Genomic DNA, 18793 nt, shown 5'->3' with positions numbered 1-18793 from the left:
AATGGTGTCAAACGGGGTAGTACCATTTTTGGCATGGAACTATTTCAAGGACTTTACAATTGAATATTCCATTGACATAAGACATCGTATGTATGCGATCGCTCACTCGGATGACTAAAAACAGGTAGGATATTCATGTTTAATGCTTTGTTAGTTATAAAATCTGGAGGCTGTAAGAAATGATCTCACTTTTTCTTCCTCACTATACTCGAGTTCAATAATTTCTTGAATTGCTTTGGATTTATTTTTTGCGTTATTATAGAAAGATTTACAAATTTCATAACCTATAAAATAACCTAAATCTGCGCTTTCTCCCTTCTGGCCACCATTATACAGCCAATTCTTATAATCCGTGGATAACATTTCTCTTTTAAAATCAGATTTAAGTTGGCTGTAATGAAGTTTTCCGTAAGATATATATTTTCTTTGCAATGGTTTTTCTAGTACAAGCTCTGTGATAAAATCACATGCACCTTCTCGGATTACCTGACTCAGTAGTAGGGGGCTTTCTTTTTGAGATTGTTGTGTATGGATGTATTCGTGAATATTTAAGGAGATAATATTATCCAGGGATTGTTCCTTAAAGACATTTTTCAACCAGTCATTTTTAAATTCAGAAACATCAGTTTCCGCATTGGCGGTAGCGATCTCTGCTCCAATCAAAACCATATCTTCCAATGTCGTCCCCCCTGAACGTAAACCTCCGACAGTAAAATACATTTCAGAGTCTTTCATTCCAGGATAAAGTAGGGCAAGCTTATTCACGGCATTATTTAGGTCTTCCGTTTTACTTTTTATGGACAAGGTATTCGCCCTGACTGATTTCCAAAATTTGGGGTATTCAGCAATAAGCTGGAGATAAAGGCTGTCATTATAGTTGCGTAACTTCATAAATGCCTTTAATCCTTTTGAAGCCTTATCAATATATAATGAGTTTATAAAATGTGTTTTAGCATTAAAGTTCTCAGTTGTTTGAATGCTATCATAGGCATTCCAAAAATTTTCGATGTCTGAAGTTATTATTTTTCTATTAATTTCCTGCGCATAAGTATTTGTGAAAATAAGTAGCTGCACTAAAAATAGTATCGTTTTCATTTTGCTGTATTTAAAGGTGAGTTTGGGATAAATTTTATTGTATAGTTTGTATCAATAAACCTAGTTGTTTTGCGGTCCGCTGAAGATTTAAACTAGTATGTTTAATGGCCTGTTGTAGTTCCTCAGGACTGTTGCCAATAGCAAGTAATGTTGTGAAATAGTCTTGTAATCGTTTGTCTATGGTTCTCGGAATGCTACCGGCAAGACCGATGATAGGTTTGCCGGCTTTCTTAGTCAAGCCTGCCAAGACTACAGGAGCTTTACCTGCTAAGGATTGTGAGTCAATACTGCCTTCGCCGGTAATAACCCAGTCAGCCTGTTTAATCAACGTCTCAATTTTGGTTAGCTTACAAAAATATGGGGCTCCCTTCTGCATGTCTGCTTTCATAAATACGTTGAAAGCTGCACCCAAACCTCCGGCAGCCCCTCCTCCATTGACCTTATTCAATGATTGTCCCGTTGTCTTCTTTGTCAAAAGATCGAGTTGGGACAGGAATGCTTCTAAAGCAACGACGTCTGCGCTGCTTGCTCCTTTTTGTGGCCCAAATACAGCAGCAGCCCCTTGTGGGCCTAATAATCTATTCTCAACATCGCAAAGTATGGTAAACTTTATGCCGCTAATCTTTTTATTGAGTTTTTCTAAATCTAGTTGCACGATGTCTTTGTAGTTTTGTGGACTGGCTTGCAAAACCTTACCGGACCTATCTAAGCATGCTAATCCTAAAGCCTGCAACATACCTAAGCCTCCATCTACCGTGGCCGATCCGCCAAGGCAGATAATAAATGAGCGAACTCCCTGTGCTATATTATGCGCTATAAGCTCACCGAGCCCCCATGAACTTGATTCCAGTGGGCTCTTTAGCTTACCTTTGATCGACTTAAATCCTGACGTTTCGGCGACTTCGATAATCGCAGTTTTGTTGTCATGGAGTAGGCCATAATGTGCCTCTGTGTTTTGAAGGTAGGCGCCTTTCACTTCATGCTTATGCATGCTCCCTTTCAAATGCTTGGTCATTAGAAAGGAAGTATGATCGCCACCATCAGCGATAGGGAATTTAATAAATTTCGCTTTTAATAGACTTTGGTTCAGACCTTCGGCGATAGCCTCTGCGGCTTGTTCTGCAGTAAGGCTCCCTTTAAAACTATTGGGGGCAATTAAGATTTTTTTCATAGAAATTTGAATAAACTTCAAGGTTTAAGAGAGTAGGTCATGGTTTTCCTTCAACAAAAATATCATCCATGATACCTGATTCAGGATACTCAGGCATGATTAAGCGTATGTCAGGACCTGCTAATAGTTGCATACCGATTTCCGGCGCCTCCCGATCAACAGGAAAAGAAACCGGGCTACATTTATGTAGTAACCAAATTAGGAAAAAAATAGTGTATTGCCAATCTTTAATAATAGGTTTTTGTGCGCTCAATATAAAAATAAATACGTGGGACGAGGTTTCCTATACCAGGGACGGAAGGTCTATTTTCAGGGATAAAAGTTCCAGTTTTAGGGACGAGTGACCAATACGAGGGGTGAATGACCAATACGCGGGGTAAACTGCAAAAATCCTGATGTTTACAAATCACGAGAAACGGCAGCATGAATCAGTTTACTTCTAGAAATAGCATTAGTAAGACGAGATATTTTACTAATTATATTAGTATTTTATGCTAAAATCTCTTATCTTTGTGAAATTAACCAGTTGATAAGTTGTTATGAGCCACATTTTTTGCGGTTGACCTTTCGGATGCTGTTTTTGATTTATGGATTAGTATAGAGGGGTAGTAAGTTATGATATTCAGTTATAGACAAAATATATAAGTATGGGTACACTGGAGCAGCTAAAGCCTGCCAAGAAGAACGATGAGCTTCTGAAGGCTATTTTTGAAGATAATTTCCCGGACTTTCTGCGGTTTATGTATCCTGATGCAGATGCTGTTTTTGATCTGGAGCGTGGGCTCACCTTTATGGATAAGGAATTGTTGGAGATTATTCCTGATCGAGAGCGCAAAAAAGGTAAGCGTATGGCGGATCTTTTGGTCAAGGTTTTTTTACGAGACGGTACCGAGAAATGGATTTTAGTACATACGGAAATAGAAGGCGGCAATGACCATGGGTTTTCACATCGGATATTTCAGTACCATTACCGTCTATTAGACCGTTATCGTGTTCCAGTTGAGACCATACCATTTTTACGGGCGATCGTGGCCAGCGCCGGCCTGCTACATATAGTTATTCTGTGTTCCGTACTTCATTAGAGTTCCGTTATCTGAGTTATCAGATATTCGATCACAGCGAGAAAGAGTTGCTTGTTATGGACAATATTTTTGCGTATATTGTATTGGCCTGTCAGAAGTCTTTACAGGAAGATAAGCTTCCTGAGGAAGAACTGGCAGAGCAGCGTAGCACGATTGCACGCGCACTGATACATACAAATAAATATAGTAAAGATCGTATAATGAGCTTTTTAATTTTTTTGAAGAGTTTTCTTTTTATACGGGATAAGGAAATAAATAGTAAATTTGACCAATACATTTATCAAGTGACTGGAGGCACAATTGAAATGGGAGTAATCGAAACAATAAAAAGACAGGAACGAGAGAAAGGACTTAAGACTGGAATTGAAAAAGGATTCAAAACTGGAATTGAAAAAGGTAAACGTGAAGAAGCTATTGCCATTGCATTAGAGTTCAAAAAAATGGGCATTGCTATAGCTGATATTGCTAAAGGTACAGGGCTATCTGTAGAAGAAATCGAAAAACTGTAATAAACTTAATTTTAAGGTTTATAAATAATATAATAAAGCCATTCTCGCTAGGGAATGGCTTTTATTTTTCTTAGTATCCGGCACGAGATGGTATTGTACTATGGTAGCAGAATGGTTTTCTTTAGGGACGAAAGGTCTATTTTCAGGGATAAAAGCTCCAGTTTCAGGGACGAGTGACCAATATGAGGGGTGAATGACCAATACGCCATCATAAACGAAGCAATTATCTGTTTTCTACTAATTGCTTTTATTTTTCAGATTTTTAGTGTAAATTAATATAAATCAATCTTTTATTTGTTCTACATGGATACGTACTCAAGCCAAATTACACATATTACACCTGAACATGCGCATAAAAGTCTTGCCCCATCTAATCCGTATATCACTCATCAGACTCGGAATTTGCTCTATCAGCTTAATAAAATTGGGCAAAGTGAACAGGTGCTATTGGGGCATCAAAGTACCAATACGCTGGGGCGGAAGGGTATTACAAATATTGGAAACTCGGATATTAAAGATGTATGTGGTCAGTTTCCGGGGATGGTCAGTTATGATCTGGGCTGGATGGAACTGAATAATGGTGCAGTATGGCTAGAAGGGCGCGTCGCTCATCTTATCGATGCCATCAAATATTGCTGGAAAATAGGCTTGCCCATCTGCTTGTCTTGGCATACGCGCAACCCCATCGATAAGGTGTATGACCAAAAAAACCGAAATGCCAAAGGAAAAATCAAAGATTTGGGAAATACAGTGGCTCAGATCCTTACTGATCCTACAGTAAAAAAGACTTATCTGTCTTGGTTAGCGATGTTGGCTGATTTTTTCGGACAGCTGCAGGACGAGAACGGCAACTTAATTCCGGTTTTATTCCGCCCATTCCACGAATGCAATGGGAGGTGGTTTTGGTGGGGCAAAACGGCCTGTTCGGCCAAAGAGTATATCGAACTCTACCAACTCACGCATGATTACCTGACGAAAGAGAAAAAGGTAGATCATCTATTATGGGTATACAATACCGACAAGGTTTTTTCGGAGGCCGATTTTATGGAGCGTTACCCGGGTGATGCCTATATCGATTTGCTATCGCTAGATTTTTATGATTCCCCGCGCTACAGTACGACTGCTTTTCGGCAGAATCTTGACAAATCAATGGATGTCCTTGTCGATTGTTCGAAACAGTTAAAGAAGGGTTGCTTCATTGCTGAAGGTGGTCTGAAAAATTATAGCGATGCACATTATTTTACGGAAAGATGTGTTCATTATTTTAATAAGGATATAATCGCCTTTATTTTTTGGGCCAATACTGCTAAGAATTATTATGTTACTTATGCAGGTGATCCGCAACAAGGCGATTTTTTAGAAATGCTCAAAACGCATCCGATTTTGTTGGCGGATGAGCTCGGCAAAATGAATATATATCGTTGAGTAGCTGTGTTATTCAATTAATTTGCTTTGGTGTCTTTCTAATATATTGTAGATATGTTTCACGTCTTGTGATTTTTCTTTTTGAACCATCAGCAATGCATCCGCTGTGGAGACGAGTATGGTATCTTTGAGCCCAACGAACGCAGTATATTGCGTTGTTCCAATGGACATGTTGCCAAATTCATCCACAGGATGACCAACATCAACCAAATAGTCATATAAGGACTCGAATGAGCCCAAATCTGACCATTCAAATGCGGTCTTTACAACCCTAATTTTTGTGGATCGTTCCATCACGGCGTAATCGATACTGATGGAGGGTATTTCTTTGGAAAGTGCTCCATCAAGCCAACCTTCAGAACTGGATTTCCATGTTTTTAAGGCGGCGGAATAAACGTTGGGAGCATGTAGTTTTAATTCTTCCAGTAAGGTATCCGCCCGAAAGCAAAACATCCCGGAGTTCCAAAGGAAATTGCCGCGTTCCAAAAATGATTCTGCCGTATCCTGATTTGGTTTTTCGCGAAAAGAACGTACCTGATCGTCTTCGTATTCGATATATCCATAGCCGGTCTCTGGCTTGGTGGCCTGAATGCCGAAGGTAACCAGGTAGCCTGAGCGTGCTTTGTCGATTCCGGCAGTGATCGCCTCTGTATACGCTTCGTCGCCGATAATTAAATGATCGGAAGGTGTCACTAAAAGGATATCGCTGGGATCAGAGGCCAGGGCAGCAAAGGCAATGGCTGCTGCGGTATTGCGTGGGGAGGCTTCGATAATCTGCTGATGGGCAACCTGCATGCTGTCTAAGGTCTCTTCGCTCAATTTATAATTGTCTCTGTTGCCAACGACTAATAGGCTATCGGTCAGGAATTGATTGCGTTTGATGGTCATTCCAAAAAGGGAACCTTCTTTAAACAGATTTAAATATTGTTTAGGCTGATTTTTGCGTGATAGCGGCCATAGGCGGCTGCCAACGCCACCACTAAGGATGACATGTTTGATCTTATTCATAATTTATCGTTAAAATGTAGGATGTTAAATCATTGCTTTACTGTTCTTAAAGGATTCTTTTTCGGCTACGACCTGCCGTAGACCATGGCTGGAAAAGCGATGGGTACGTTTGTTGTAGTGGATGTTGATGTCTTTCTGAATACAAAGTTGCCTTCCTGTAAAATCACAATCGCGGTATTCTTCCCCAATGATACGGACCTGGATAGGTAAGGCCAGGAGCATATCAATCAAATCCTGCTCTGTCTCGTAGGGAATAATTTCGTCCACATAGCGGCAGCCTTCTAACTGGATATAGCGTTCAACAATGGTCTGGCTCGGCTTATTTTTTGTTGGATTGATCTCGGCAGGATCGGTATTGAGACCGACAATGAGGTAGTCGCAGTGGACTTTGGCCTCTTCTAACATCATAATGTGTCCGGCATGTAGGAGATCGAAAACTCCAAAGGTTATTCCAATTTTCATCTAATTATCTTTTTTAATGGCTGATGAGAGCTCGCAAGCTCGGTTTCATTTTTTGATCTATTAATGGTCTAAAGGTGATTAGTTGCTTATTGTTAGCTAGTATGACCAATGGACACTATGCACTGGCTTCGTTGTCTTGGATGGTCGGACTAGTCCACTCTTTTTCGGCAACTAGACGCCTTAATGCGGAGCTTGAAAAGCGATGGTCGCGGCTGTTATAATAGAGGATAATACCCTTTTCTTCACAATAGAGCCGACCTGTAAAATTTTTCTCCCGATATTCATCGCCTAAAATCCGGACATCAATGTTAAAAGATCGCAAGACGTCTTCGAGATCTTGCTCGGTGGCATAGGGAACAATCCGGTCAACATATTTGCAGCCTTTAAGCTGAATGTAACGTTCGACGATAGACTGCGTAGGTTTGTTTTTTTCTGGTCTATCTAAAGTCGGGTCGGTCTGTAGGCCACAGATTAAATAATCACAGTGGTTTTTTGCATCTTCCAGCATTTTGATATGACCTGCATGCAGAAGGTCAAAAGCAGAGAATGTAATTCCAATTTTCATTTCTTTTGATTTTATAGTTAAAAATAACGATTCACATGTAGTAGGAGGCCTGATCCACTATAGAACAATTTACCCTGATCGGTCGCAAAGGTGGCACCGATGCGGGTTTTGTGCAAGAATTCTCGTTCGGCACGGAGCAGGAAGGAAAATTGATTGACGGGTGTAAAGGAATCTTTATAGGGGGTATGAAAATGAGACCCTGTTGATTTTCCGTATTCACTGGTGGCAAATGTACCATAGTGTCTGGCTAACGTTAGCTTACTGATTATATACCATTGATATAGGCTGAACTTGGACCCCAGATGGCCCGCAACCACCCTATTACTAATAAAGAAATCTTTAGGATAATGGGCCTGGCCGGGCCTCACGGATTGTGCCGTGGCAATTAATGGGCTGCCCATTCCTAGCCCCTTATAGGACCAGCCCGCCAGATATTCTGAATTGTTATAATAGTCTTCGTCGCCAGATTGGGTAGGCTTGGACCAGGGATAACCGGCCTGATCTTTAGAATAAAAAAACTCGATTAATAGGCTCTGCCAATCAAAAGCTTTACCTGATTTGTCGTGAAAGGACTTATTGCTGAGCGTAATGCCGTTTAGCCCATCTTTTATGTTGGCCAGTTTTGATAGGGCACCTACATCATAAAAATTTTGCCGATAGACCAAGAGTTTTATATTCCCAAAATCATAGGAGACTCCAAGGTCTATCGACCCTTGGTGATTGCCCATTTTTGAGCGAGGTACTGGACTGCCTTTGCCTCCAAAGGCCTTCCCGAGAGAAACATAGCTCAGGGTTTGAAATAAATTGAGATCAAAGGCTTCTCCATAACGTTTCTTTTCGCCTCCAAATTGGGCCTGATGGTTAAATCCGCCTATCAAATTCAATTTCCAGCTGGGTTGACCAAAACTGAGGTAAAATGATTTCTTAAGGAGATAGGTTTCCAGTTCATAATCCTTAGTGGGTACGAGAAATGCACTGGGATTCATCTCCGATTTGCCCATGTAACCTATGGCAAAATTACCTTTAAATGCGAATATTCCGCCAAACCAAGGAAGACGATAGTAATCGGGGATACTGATCTCCGCTTTCGGAACACCGAGTGCATTCCCCGAAACAGCGAAATTTCCGGAGCTGAGCAGGCTGTCGCCGTTTAATCCCATGACTTCCTTACTACGACCTAGACGGAATTCGGCCGCATGATATTTGAGCTTGACATGGGCTTCAATCAGATCGCCATTGACTTTTTTGCCTAAATTGGCCCTTCCTTCCAGGGCATAACCCCAATCAAAGGAACGTGGACGCTGCCCCGGCTTTGGGTTAGCATAATTTTTAAAGACGCGTCCAATAACACCGGAAGAGGCCCCTTCAAGTGGGATGGATCCGTACTGGTTGGCACGCATCCATAAAGGTACGCCTTGATCATTGATATATCCGGCATTGACTTCCAGAAAAAAATGGGAATTACCTGTACTATCCTGTTGTGCCTGGATTTGTAATCCCGGATAGCTAATCTGCAGGAGGATTAACAGTAAAGCATACAGCCAGATCCCTCTTGTCGATTGAGCAAAGTATCGCGTGAATTGTATAACATAGTCTTTTCGCATCATATTAGGGTTTAGGTGAATCAACGAGTTCGCTTGCGGGATGTGGTGCAAAAGGATTGCGGTACCGTCGAAGCTTTTCTTTTAGGATTAAATAAAAGAAGGGCATATCGTCGAGGATGTACCGTTTCCATAAGCGTCTTGGTTCTTTCACAAGACGGTATAGCCATTCTAATCCCAGGCGCTGAATCCAAAGTGGCGCTCTTTTTAGTGTGCCTGCTTCAAAATCTATCGTGGCACCCAAGGCCATAAATAGTTTGATGCCTGGAAGTTGGCTTTTGTATTTATATATCCATTTTTCTTGTTTAGGGGCGCCAACCCCAACCACCAGGACGCTCGCTCCGGATTGATTAATCAGCGCAATGATTTCCTGACATTCTGCTTCATTTTTTTCAAAACCAAAACTGGGAGAATGGGCTCCTACCACCATATGGCGGCCTACCTTTTGGTTGATATTAACTGCTGCCTTATGGGCTATCCCTGGTGCGGCTCCCAGTAGGAATAGGCCAATGTCTTCATGCGCTTTGTGATAATGATAATACATGGGAAACAAGGTGGATCCTGGAATGACTTGTTGCACAGGTCTTCCTAATAGGCGTAAGCCTAGTTGTACAATATTGCTGTCGCAAATGATCCATTCGGCCTGATTATAAATCTGGTAAAATTCATGGTCCTTCTGTAGTTTCATTAAATGGTCTACATTAGGGGTAATCAGAACACCACTATCCATTTGCGCCAAGAGTTGTGGAAGCTGGATATCGAGCATCTCTATATTGAAGATAGGTTGTGTTTTCATATGCATTGCTTAAACGTTGGAACCAAATTTTTTGCGGAGTTTTACAAATGGCATTTCTACTTTATAAAAAGAGAAAAGGGAAAATACAATGGTGAATATCGTCACAGACAACTGCCATTGCAGCCCGTATTTTGCAAAGTACAAGGTTGATAGGGGAATGGCTAGCCAATGAAATAAATAGATGGAATAGCTCAACTTGCCAATATATACCAGAATAGGATTGGCAAAAAGACTCCAATTGATCTTACGCTGTGTCGCGTAAACAATATGGACAATCAAGGGGGCCAAGCATATGCCTTGAATCGTATACCGTAGGGTTTCTCTGAACGCTTCGTCACGCCATAGGAAGGTAAGGAGGAGCCCTAGAAGGGAAATAAAAAAAATAAGTTTACTGCTCAGTATACTATAAATCCGCTCTTTGTGCTTGCTCATATACAGCAAATAAGCCAGTAGGGAACCATATAGAATGGAATCTATACGGGTGTGGGTTAATGAATAATTGTATTTTTCATAGATCGCTGGATCTTTTAATTGGATGACGTAATAGAAGCGGAATAGTAAAGGGATAATCAACAAGAATGTACAGAGTAGGATATGGGCCGCGCTATGCTTGTAGGTCCAGAAAAGCATGAGGGGATAAAAGAGGTAATAATGTTCTTCAATGGATAGCGACCATAAAATTTTAAATGTGCTCCAAAGGGGATGTTCTTGTTGATAGTTGATAAAATAAACATAAAAGTAATTTTCAAAATAGAAGAGCGCTGCTCCAAGCTGCGCAGTAATGAGTGGCACCCGGTGAATCAATAGTATGATAACTATGGTAAGGGTAAAGAATAATAGGGCCGGGTAGAGCCGGAATGCTCTCCGGATATAAAAATTGACAAAATTGATGGTATGGGTTGTCTGAATTTCATGAAGAAGAAGTTTGGCAATGAGAAATCCACTGATGAAAAAGAAGACCGTGACCCCAAATCCCCCTGGAATTAAGTGCCCCAATCCGACATGGGATAAATATACAATGAGAATGGATATTCCTCTAATCCCATCAAGTTGTTTTATATTTTTATTGTCTAATAACATAGTATAAATTCGCTTATTTAACTCTTCTGTTTTCTCTATCGACCAAAACTTGTTTGTATTTGAATATTTTTTCTAAACCAATGAGGATATTGCTTCTATGTGCGAGTAACTGCTTGGCAACGTAGGCTTTTAGCCCGAACTTATGGGCATTGGATACGAAGTACAAAACAGAGTATTGATAACTGGACAGGTGGTAGCTTCTTAGTAAATCATTGACCCGAATGGTCTCATCAAAGCGGGATTTGAAATAGTCTGGATTTACGGTATTGACAATACTACCTTCTCGGACGGTTACGGTATAGAGGAGTTCTTCTTTGACGGTGAAGGAGCTGCATAGGATACCGCACATGCAGGAAAACCACATGTCATTTCCTGCGATGACTTCAGCAAATCGGATCCGATGTTGTTCGATAAAACTGCGCCGATAGACTTTGCCCCAGGGTACTGAATATTTGTAGCGTACATCCATCTTGCCCCGCTGTTGAAAATTGGTGATCAGCTCATTGAAAAAATGATGACGATGGCTTGTTTGATAGCTTTGCGAATCGACAGAATTTACTTTGTAACATATTAAATCTTTATCATAGGCTGGAATACGGTCGAGCTCATGGGCAAGTGCATGGGTAAAGTAGTCATCTGAATCTGCAAAGAGAACATAGGTGCCACGTGCCATCTCCAGGCCGATATTGCGGCTGGCTCCGGCACCTTTACCGATGCTATTAAGGTGTAACTTAAAGTTGTAGGACTTTTGCAGATCCTGTAATTTTTCCTTTTCGCTTGCTTGGCTGGCGTCATCAACAACGATGATTTCTAGATCTTCGCGCTTGGGAATTGACTTCATGAGCCGGTGGAGCAATTCAGCTGAATTTTTGTGGGGAATGATGATGGAGTAAGTCATAGCTAGGTAATAAAAATATCGTTAATCGTTTGATTGGATAGGGTGCTATACTGTTGTTCGGCACGTTCAAGTTGCTCGAAATGCGCTTGCCGTCGAACAAGGATATCGCTGAGCTGGCGCGTAATATCTGATGCTTCTTGCTGCGTATCTAGTAGGAGTGACTGTAAGCCTGCGTCAATAAATATCCCTTTAATCTTTACATGTTTATTGATATCGGTTACTATGATGGGCAGGCAACCGTATTTTGCCGCCAAGAGCGCAACATGTAATCGATTGGTGAGCACTGCTGCTGCGGATTGATAATAATGCGCATTTGCGAGCCCTAATTGCTGCTCATGGAAGTGAATCGTTGCATCGGTTTGGATCGCTGTATAGAGTTGCTGGCTAAAGGCTGCATCCGAGGCGACTTGATAGACGATTTCAAACTGGTATTGATCGGCATTTTGACGTACAAGGGCTTGAATAAGTTGGAGCAGATCTTGCTGATAGCCAGCAGCGCTGCCTTGATGGACGGCGCTCCGAAAAGAGAGCAGGATCTTTGGCCGGCTGTCTTTTCCGGTATCTCGCGCTGGAACTGGAGTTGTTTGTGGTTGGAATGTCCAGCATAGATCAGGAAAAATCTTGGCTTGTGATATGCCCAATCTTTGGGCATATTGAAGTGATAGACTATCCCGAACATAATAATAGCGTACAAAAAGAGCCCTAAAGCGTTCGCCGATGTCGCCAAGGGGGCTTAACGGACCTAGCGAAAAGCCGATCTTAATAATCCGTACGCCTAAGAGATAGAGCAGCAGGTAAAATAATCCTGATAGTATATATTTTAATCCGGTAACATTTGATGTGGTTGACTGATCTCCTGGGGGGGAGGCAAGAAAATAGACCTGTTGTTGGGGTGTGAAAATTGTTTGTACAGCACATTTTAGTAATTGGAGATGGAATCCTAACGGCCGGGAACTTGATTTTTCGGTTTCTTGCAGGGCTAAAATCTCAGCATAATAATCGGGCATGCCTTTGTCGCTTACAACGACCTGACTGAATTGCCGAAAGAATTTGAGCAGGCTTTTATTGATCAGTTGGTCGCCAATATTATGGTATTGTGTATATCCTTTATAAAACAAAATGTTAGGCATGGTTAATTAGGCTTTGGTAAAATGTATAATATTGCTTTTCGATTTTCAGGATATTAAAATTTTCGGCATAGTCCCTGCGTTTTTGCTGTATCGATGGATCGTTTACAGCTGAGTTGTTGAGGTGTAGGCGTAGCAATTCACTGAGATGATCTTCATCTTTGGCAATGAATGTTGGTTCTATTTGCTCAATCAATTCGGTCAAACCGCCACCATCTTGCATGACCAGGACGGGCTTCCCCAGATGGAGGCACTCGATGGCTACCAGCCCAAAAGGTTCGGAAACGGACGGGAAGACACAAACATCCATAGCCTGTTGATAGGCATGCACATTTTTTTGATAACCGGTAAAATAGATGCGATCGGTTAAATTTAGCGCTTCAACCAACCGCTCGAGCTTTTCTCTCTCTGGGCCGTCGCCAACTAAAAGTAGGGCGGCTTCTGGGTAATCTGTACTTATTTTGGCAAAGCTCTGGATGAGTAGGTCTACACGCTTCCAGCTGATAAACCTACTGCTTGTCCCAATGATATATTTGCCCTTGCATGCGGGATACTGCTCAAATACGACACTGCTGTCAGCATGTTGGACAAAATGTACACCATTGTAAATGACTTTATTGTAGGTGGTTTGCAGCCCTTTGTCCACCCAATATTGTTTGGAGTATGTGGAGTTGTTGACGATACCTTTGCAGTGATTGTTCATCTGCCACACTTGTAATCCTGCTTTCATTTTATGGTAATAGCTTTGCTTTCTCCGGATCGCGCCGGCAGTATGTACAGTGAAGATGACAGGTATACCTGACTGTGCCAATGTGCGCAAGAGGAGTGGCTTGAAAATATGAAGCTGCGCAATATCGTAGTCCTTGACAATGTTGTGGATGTTTTGATAGCGGGAAATGCGCAGATCAAACGGTTTAAGGACTTGAAAGTGTATTTTAACGTCGAGATCCAGCATTCTTCTGTTGGCTACCTTATCTTTGGCCTGGCAGCATAAAATGGCTACTTCGAGGCTCGGGTTTTGTAATTGAGCCTGAACCAGGTAATACAGGTAACTTTCTATACCCCCAAAGAGAAAATCGTGAACGACATGTAATATCTTAAGTTTTTGCATGGCTAGTGGACTTTTGCTGAAGTTGATAATGATATAATAAGTTGCCTTTGCTTAACATATATAGTGCTAAACAGAGCGTGGGGATGGTGCCCAATAGGGTAGAACCTGCAATATTCCCGATAAACAGAAAATAAATGTAATATTTAAGGTAGCTGTATTGCGGCGCGACTTTTAGCCGTATGACTTTAAAGAGCAAGACGCCGAAAAATAGCAAACCCAAAATACCGAAATAGAGAAAGATGGAGGCATAACCTACATCGGCAGGGATCAGCCCCTGACTACGCCCGTTTTTATCGACAAAATCTCCATAGCGTGACTTGCCTAGGGAAAACATGCCATTGCCAAAAATATCATTTAACGAGCTCCGGGAAACATCGTTAAAATAAAATTTGTAGGCCGCAAGCCGGACATTGTCATCCCCGTCCTGTTGGGATTCCAGCTCTTTATTGGTTCGTTCTTGTAGCCCCTGAAAGATATTGGCAGCAAGAATGGGTAGTATAAATACCAGGCTCCCCAGAACAATAAGGGCACTAAGTTTTTTGGCGAAACTCGACCCTTTCAGGTAAAATAATAATCCGAGTAGTATGCTAATCACAATGGTCTGACGGCCTAATTGAAGCACGATGGTGATAAAAAAGATCACGATCAGTAGGAGCCATTTGTTCTTGTTGCGCTGCATCTTATACTTATTTATGGCAAGGAAAAAGGCCAGATACAAGGGGCCGCCACCTATGAGTGTCAAGCGGATTCTCGACAGGCCTCGTTCGGTATCGATTTCCTTCCCTATTTCGCCATAACCCAAAAATAACCGTGTTGGTGCAACAGCTAGTGCGATGTAAAAGCAGACTATAAAGAGCGCTGTAAACCACCATAATAATTTCTCCACTTCCTTCGTTTTAAGGTTGCGCTGAAGCAAATAATAATAAAGCAGGAAGGAAAAAAAGGGCAGGCAGGAGAGCAGCGTATCGATAATACTCTGCCCCCAGGTCATCATACAGACCAGTGAGGAGAGGAAGATGATCCCAATAAATAAACGAATGGGATTTGAAAATACATCTTTGTAGCGACTGTTGAAAAATCCAGATGCTACTGATCCCATCAGATATAGGAGAACAGGGTAAAAAAATAGTTTCCAGATATCGTCTGTAAACCCTAATGGCCGGAATAAACGGACATAAAGTAAACTGAACAATAGCACGAATGCGCCTGCGGAGCTAAGTTTGTTATGCCTGCTGAAGATCTCCATCGTACTGAAAGGTCAAAAAGTTGTCAGCAAAAGTGCGTTCCACTTCCAGCGCAGCCATGGACACGCTATAATCTATGGTCCACTGGGTTACTTGGGGGAGGTCCTGAATACTGTTGATAACCCTATTTTCGAGGCTCAGTTTTTTTACAAGATTGAGGACACGGTGGGGGTTAGACGGCTTGTAGACACTATAAAAGTCTTTTTGAAAGTTAATAGCGAAGGCTGTCCCATGAAATGAATTGGAGACAACAAAACGGCATTGGTCGAGTACATCCAAAAATTCGGCGGGCCCCAGGTCTGCAAGGGTATACTGGATGGGCAGCTTGGTTTTTACTTTGAAAAGGGAAACAATCGGTAAGGATAATTCTTGTGCGATACGGTGGGCAATTGCAATGGTTTTGCTATCGTTATCAAAGGTGTAGAGCAAAATAAATTCTTTTGGTAACCCCTTTACCGGTTGGCGGATGCTTAGCCAATTGCTTTTGTTAAGTAAGAGGGTTGGATCCAAGACGACCTGCACATCCTGTTTAATGGGGTTAAGCTGCTGTCGTAAATATTCTTCCCGTACGGCGACTGCTTGATAACTGTCGAGATACCGCTTCAGTTGCTGGAGCTCCAAGGCATTAAAGTCACGGGCGCCCGCACTCGATGCGTAAGCAAATTTGCGGGGTGAATGATTGGTATCCAAGAGATAAACAGGGTCCAACTGGCCTCCGGTAAACTGGGGGTTCCAGAGCTGATCACTGCCACTCACTAAAATGTCGAAGCTAGATGAAACTGCACGAAATTCGCCGATATGATGTACTGGCGATGTGAGCGGAATATAGTGCTGTAGAAAAGCGTTAAACTTTTTTTCCTTTTTATAATTGCGCCTGAGCAAATAATAGCTTATAAAATGTTTGACATTTTGCAGTGGCGTTTTTCCCCTATCCCACAATTGATGGCTATATTTTTTGGTTAGTGCCTCCTGTTGATAATCAATACAATAGCAATTAGTGTATTTCTGATTCAAAAATTGACATAAGGCATAGGCTTGCAACATGCCGCCATAGTTATAAACATTGTGAAAAGTAACAATTCCGATTTTCATTAGGCAAAAAATTTAGTGATTTGATCGACTTCTAACCGTGGTGAAGAGGCAATTTCTAGCGTGTCTGGTAAATAGCCCGCCGAGATTACTAAACCAATCCGTTCATTATCGGGTATATGAAGAAGCTTGTGTAAACGCGTATCCCGTTTATGGTCTACGCTCCAATTAAGCGGGCAGGCTCCAATCTCATGGTGATGAAGTGCATTGAGCAATGACATGGCAAACATGCCTGTATTTATGTAGGATTCATTTCGGTCATTTGGCCCTTGAAAATAGGATATATTGGCCGTCAAAATAAATAGCGTGCTCGCCAAATGTCCAAAGCCCCGGTTGCCATATTGAAGTTTAAGTACTTCTTCTTTTACTTCGGGCGAGGTGATTACATAAATTCGATTGAGCTGCCGATTGCAGGATGTTGGTGATTTCATGGCGAGACTAATACATTTTTTTAAGATTTCTGCGGGAATGGGCCTGCTGGAATAATTGCGGCATGAATAGCGTGACGATGAGAATAGATCAAAAGGGTGATCCTTGTATTTGAAATATTCTTCCCGTGTAAATCGTAGTTGGTGAACCTGAGGGGCTTGTATAGTTGAATTGGCGAATTCCTGATACTTCTGGGTAATCTCTTCGGGCAAAGTATAAGCTTGTTCCTGATGAAAGTAAAAATATTCTGCCAATACGTTCTTGCTATGCTGATACTCTAGACACCTGATGTCATAACCTTCCTTCTTAAATTTTTGTAAGAGTTCAATGAGATCCTTGATGACAGGTAGGCCAAATCCAAGTCTAGTCTCGGGCATGGTTAAGCCTTTCTCAATCACATGGTATAGGATAGTCAGACGACCTTTGTAAGCATCCTCGTTAGAAAATAGCTGTTTTACATTTGAATAGTTGTAAAATCTGACCAGATCATAGTAATAGATGCGGAAAACACGCATGTAAACTAATGCGTTCTTACCTAATATAGCTTTTAAACGATTCATACACTAAGACTTATATTTTTTTTCTTTATCTTTTTAATAGCCGCATTCAGCATCATCCGCTCCGATGCATTGATGCCCAATAGGTAGATGCTGAGGAACATGACGATGGTATTGAGCATGACAGTAAGAAACAGGCGGAGGATGGAGAAATTAAGACAGTATTGAAGTAAAATCATGGTACATACGGCAACACTCGATACCAATATAACCTTGATAATGACCTCACTGAAAAAACGATTGATTCCTATTTTGGTGACTTTATGACAAATGATTAAACGCAATGTCAGCGATACAACTTCCATGCTGCTCATGGCTAAAAGTACCTGAAATACAGTACAACCGAATTGCAGCAAAATATAGGTTATGGGGACGATCAGAATAATAGTGCTGCCCACAATAGATTGATACAGCTTGATGTTTCCGCTGGCTTGCACAGCGGATTTTAATCCCGTTGATAGCTGGTTGATGACTGCATTGATCAGGATAACTGTACAGAAAAGACCGGTTGTTGGTGGTATTTTCGGAAGCCAAAGGTGAAGGACGCCATTCATCTCGGCAATGAGGGGAATGACAACAAATAGCAACAATAGGGTGGAACTTTTGGACGACAGCAAAGAGAGCTTGGTCATCCTTGCCCGGTCTCCAATTCCCTCACTTTTCATGATCTGTGGATTTAGGGCTTTGGAAATGATCACAGAGAAAGACTGGAGCTGGGAATTCATTTGCTGTGAAATCGCATATGTACCATTCATATTAACGCCCAAAAAGCGGTTTAGCACAACCGCAATGCCTTGGCTGGAGGCGACATAACAAATCGATCCAAATAGATTCCAGGTGGCATAGGATAGCATTTCACGAAAGAGATATCCTTCTCTTAACCATTTCATCTGTATGCTGGACTCCTGGTATTTTATTCGGCACCATAGTGATTTTGCAATACGGATCACAATGGTGGTAAACACGATGCCGGCACTGTAAGCAATCAATTTATGCGCGCTGAAAAAGGTGATATAATACGCTGCCACTAGCTTGAGCATCGTCTCGACGATGCCAATGATGGCGTCAAATCGCATGTCTTCTTTGGCATTGATCAGTGAATCATATGGGACAGCATTGACAGTAAAAAAGGTGCTGATGACCATCATATGGTAGCAACAGGTAGCTTCAAACTGCTTGTCGGCCGGAATTTTAAGAAAACCACCCAAGAGCCAAATGCTAAGTACTTCAAGGACGAAGACAAGGATAAGGCTGATCATAAAGTGGATGCTCACACTCGAATTGAATATTTTCGTTAACGTATGGCTATCATTTTTACCGAGATGATACGAAAGGTAGCGTTGGGTGGTGATGGTCATGGCTCCATTGATAAAAGCAAGCATCAGGATAACGCCTGCGATCAGGTTGTAAATACCAAAATCGGCAATGCCCAGTGCACTGATTAGGATCCGGGTACTGTATAATGTGACAAAGGCCGAGAAGATAAGTTTGCCATATAGAAAACTCGTATTCAATAATATTCGTTTAGCGGGGTTATTCATGGC

General features: G+C 41.7%; 18 protein-coding genes. 3 read left to right on the top strand and 15 right to left on the bottom strand.

Going from position 1 to position 18793, the window contains the following annotated elements; all coding sequences use genetic code 11:
- Nucleotides 1-150: 150 nt before the first annotated feature.
- Entirely contained in the window at nt 151-1095 is a 945-nt protein-coding gene (locus tag B4A24_RS04535) for a DUF2268 domain-containing putative Zn-dependent protease (protein ID WP_293943044.1), read from the bottom strand.
- Nucleotides 1096-1129: 34 nt separating this feature from the next.
- Nucleotides 1130-2266, bottom strand: a complete 1137-nt coding sequence (locus B4A24_RS04530) for a glycerate kinase (RefSeq protein WP_293943043.1) — start codon at nt 2264-2266, stop codon at nt 1130-1132.
- Nucleotides 2267-2913: 647 nt separating this feature from the next.
- On the opposite strand from B4A24_RS04530, the gene B4A24_RS04525 reads away from it, so the two are divergent.
- The 3 genes from B4A24_RS04525 to B4A24_RS04515 all read left to right on the top strand — a co-directional run bounded on the left by B4A24_RS04525 (nt 2914) and on the right by B4A24_RS04515 (nt 5282).
- Nucleotides 2914-3348 carry a hypothetical protein gene (locus B4A24_RS04525; protein ID WP_293943041.1) on the top strand — a complete coding sequence of 145 codons (435 nt, stop codon included), beginning with the start codon at nt 2914-2916 and terminating at the stop codon, nt 3346-3348.
- Between the two features lie 56 nt (nt 3349-3404).
- Complete coding sequence (locus B4A24_RS04520; RefSeq protein ID WP_293943039.1) at nt 3405-3857, top strand: hypothetical protein; 453 nt, start codon at nt 3405-3407, stop codon at nt 3855-3857.
- 303 nt (nt 3858-4160) lie between these two features.
- Nucleotides 4161-5282 (top strand): glycoside hydrolase family 26 protein, encoded by a 1122-nt coding sequence (locus tag B4A24_RS04515; protein ID WP_293943038.1) that lies wholly within the window; start codon nt 4161-4163, stop codon nt 5280-5282.
- Between the two features lie 9 nt (nt 5283-5291).
- Here B4A24_RS04515 and B4A24_RS04510 read toward each other — a convergent pair whose 3' ends face one another.
- The 13 genes from B4A24_RS04510 to B4A24_RS04450 all read right to left on the bottom strand — a co-directional run bounded on the left by B4A24_RS04510 (nt 5292) and on the right by B4A24_RS04450 (nt 18790).
- On the bottom strand, nt 5292-6290 hold the full coding sequence (locus tag B4A24_RS04510; protein WP_293943036.1) for a mannose-1-phosphate guanylyltransferase: 999 nt from the start codon (nt 6288-6290) through the stop codon (nt 5292-5294).
- A gap of 24 nt (nt 6291-6314) precedes the next feature.
- Complete coding sequence (locus B4A24_RS04505; protein ID WP_293943034.1) at nt 6315-6752, bottom strand: adenylyltransferase/cytidyltransferase family protein; 438 nt, start codon at nt 6750-6752, stop codon at nt 6315-6317.
- Between the two features lie 115 nt (nt 6753-6867).
- On the bottom strand, nt 6868-7317 hold the full coding sequence (locus B4A24_RS04500; protein ID WP_293943032.1) for an adenylyltransferase/cytidyltransferase family protein: 450 nt from the start codon (nt 7315-7317) through the stop codon (nt 6868-6870).
- A 17-nt stretch (nt 7318-7334) separates the two neighbouring features.
- On the bottom strand, nt 7335-8924 hold the full coding sequence (locus B4A24_RS04495) for a capsule assembly Wzi family protein (protein WP_293943030.1): 1590 nt from the start codon (nt 8922-8924) through the stop codon (nt 7335-7337).
- Nucleotide 8925: 1 nt separating this feature from the next.
- Nucleotides 8926-9714, bottom strand: a complete 789-nt coding sequence (locus B4A24_RS04490) for a WecB/TagA/CpsF family glycosyltransferase (protein WP_293943028.1) — start codon at nt 9712-9714, stop codon at nt 8926-8928.
- A gap of 9 nt (nt 9715-9723) precedes the next feature.
- Nucleotides 9724-10794, bottom strand: a complete 1071-nt coding sequence (locus B4A24_RS04485; protein ID WP_293943026.1) for an acyltransferase family protein — start codon at nt 10792-10794, stop codon at nt 9724-9726.
- Between the two features lie 13 nt (nt 10795-10807).
- Nucleotides 10808-11692: a glycosyltransferase family 2 protein gene (locus tag B4A24_RS04480; RefSeq protein WP_293943024.1), complete on the bottom strand. Its 885-nt coding sequence runs from the start codon at nt 11690-11692 to the stop codon at nt 10808-10810.
- Between the two features lie 2 nt (nt 11693-11694).
- A complete protein-coding gene (locus tag B4A24_RS04475; RefSeq protein WP_293943022.1) occupies nt 11695-12822 on the bottom strand; it encodes a polysaccharide pyruvyl transferase family protein in 1128 nt (375 codons plus the stop codon).
- On the bottom strand, nt 12815-13930 hold the full coding sequence (locus B4A24_RS04470) for a glycosyltransferase family 4 protein (protein WP_293943020.1): 1116 nt from the start codon (nt 13928-13930) through the stop codon (nt 12815-12817). The genes B4A24_RS04475 and B4A24_RS04470 overlap by 8 nt, the downstream gene beginning before the upstream one ends.
- The gene (locus tag B4A24_RS04465; protein ID WP_293943018.1) at nt 13917-15176 is read right to left on the bottom strand and encodes a hypothetical protein; all 1260 of its coding nucleotides are present in this window, start codon (nt 15174-15176) and stop codon (nt 13917-13919) included. The genes B4A24_RS04470 and B4A24_RS04465 overlap by 14 nt, the downstream gene beginning before the upstream one ends.
- Nucleotides 15154-16266 carry a polysaccharide pyruvyl transferase family protein gene (locus B4A24_RS04460; protein ID WP_293943016.1) on the bottom strand — a complete coding sequence of 371 codons (1113 nt, stop codon included), beginning with the start codon at nt 16264-16266 and terminating at the stop codon, nt 15154-15156. Before B4A24_RS04460 ends, B4A24_RS04465 begins: the two co-directional genes overlap by 23 nt.
- Nucleotides 16266-17252, bottom strand: a complete 987-nt coding sequence (locus B4A24_RS04455; RefSeq protein ID WP_293943014.1) for a nitroreductase family protein — start codon at nt 17250-17252, stop codon at nt 16266-16268. The genes B4A24_RS04460 and B4A24_RS04455 overlap by 1 nt, the downstream gene beginning before the upstream one ends.
- Nucleotides 17249-18790, bottom strand: a complete 1542-nt coding sequence (locus B4A24_RS04450) for a lipopolysaccharide biosynthesis protein (RefSeq protein ID WP_293943012.1) — start codon at nt 18788-18790, stop codon at nt 17249-17251. Before B4A24_RS04450 ends, B4A24_RS04455 begins: the two co-directional genes overlap by 4 nt.
- Between the last annotated feature and the right edge of the window lie 3 nt (nt 18791-18793).

Source organism: Sphingobacterium sp. UBA7249 (genome assembly GCF_002472835.1).
In the GTDB taxonomy this organism is placed as follows: domain Bacteria; phylum Bacteroidota; class Bacteroidia; order Sphingobacteriales; family Sphingobacteriaceae; genus Sphingobacterium; species Sphingobacterium prati.
Note: the sequence above shows the minus strand (reverse complement) of the source record. Positions and strands in the feature narration are given on the sequence as shown.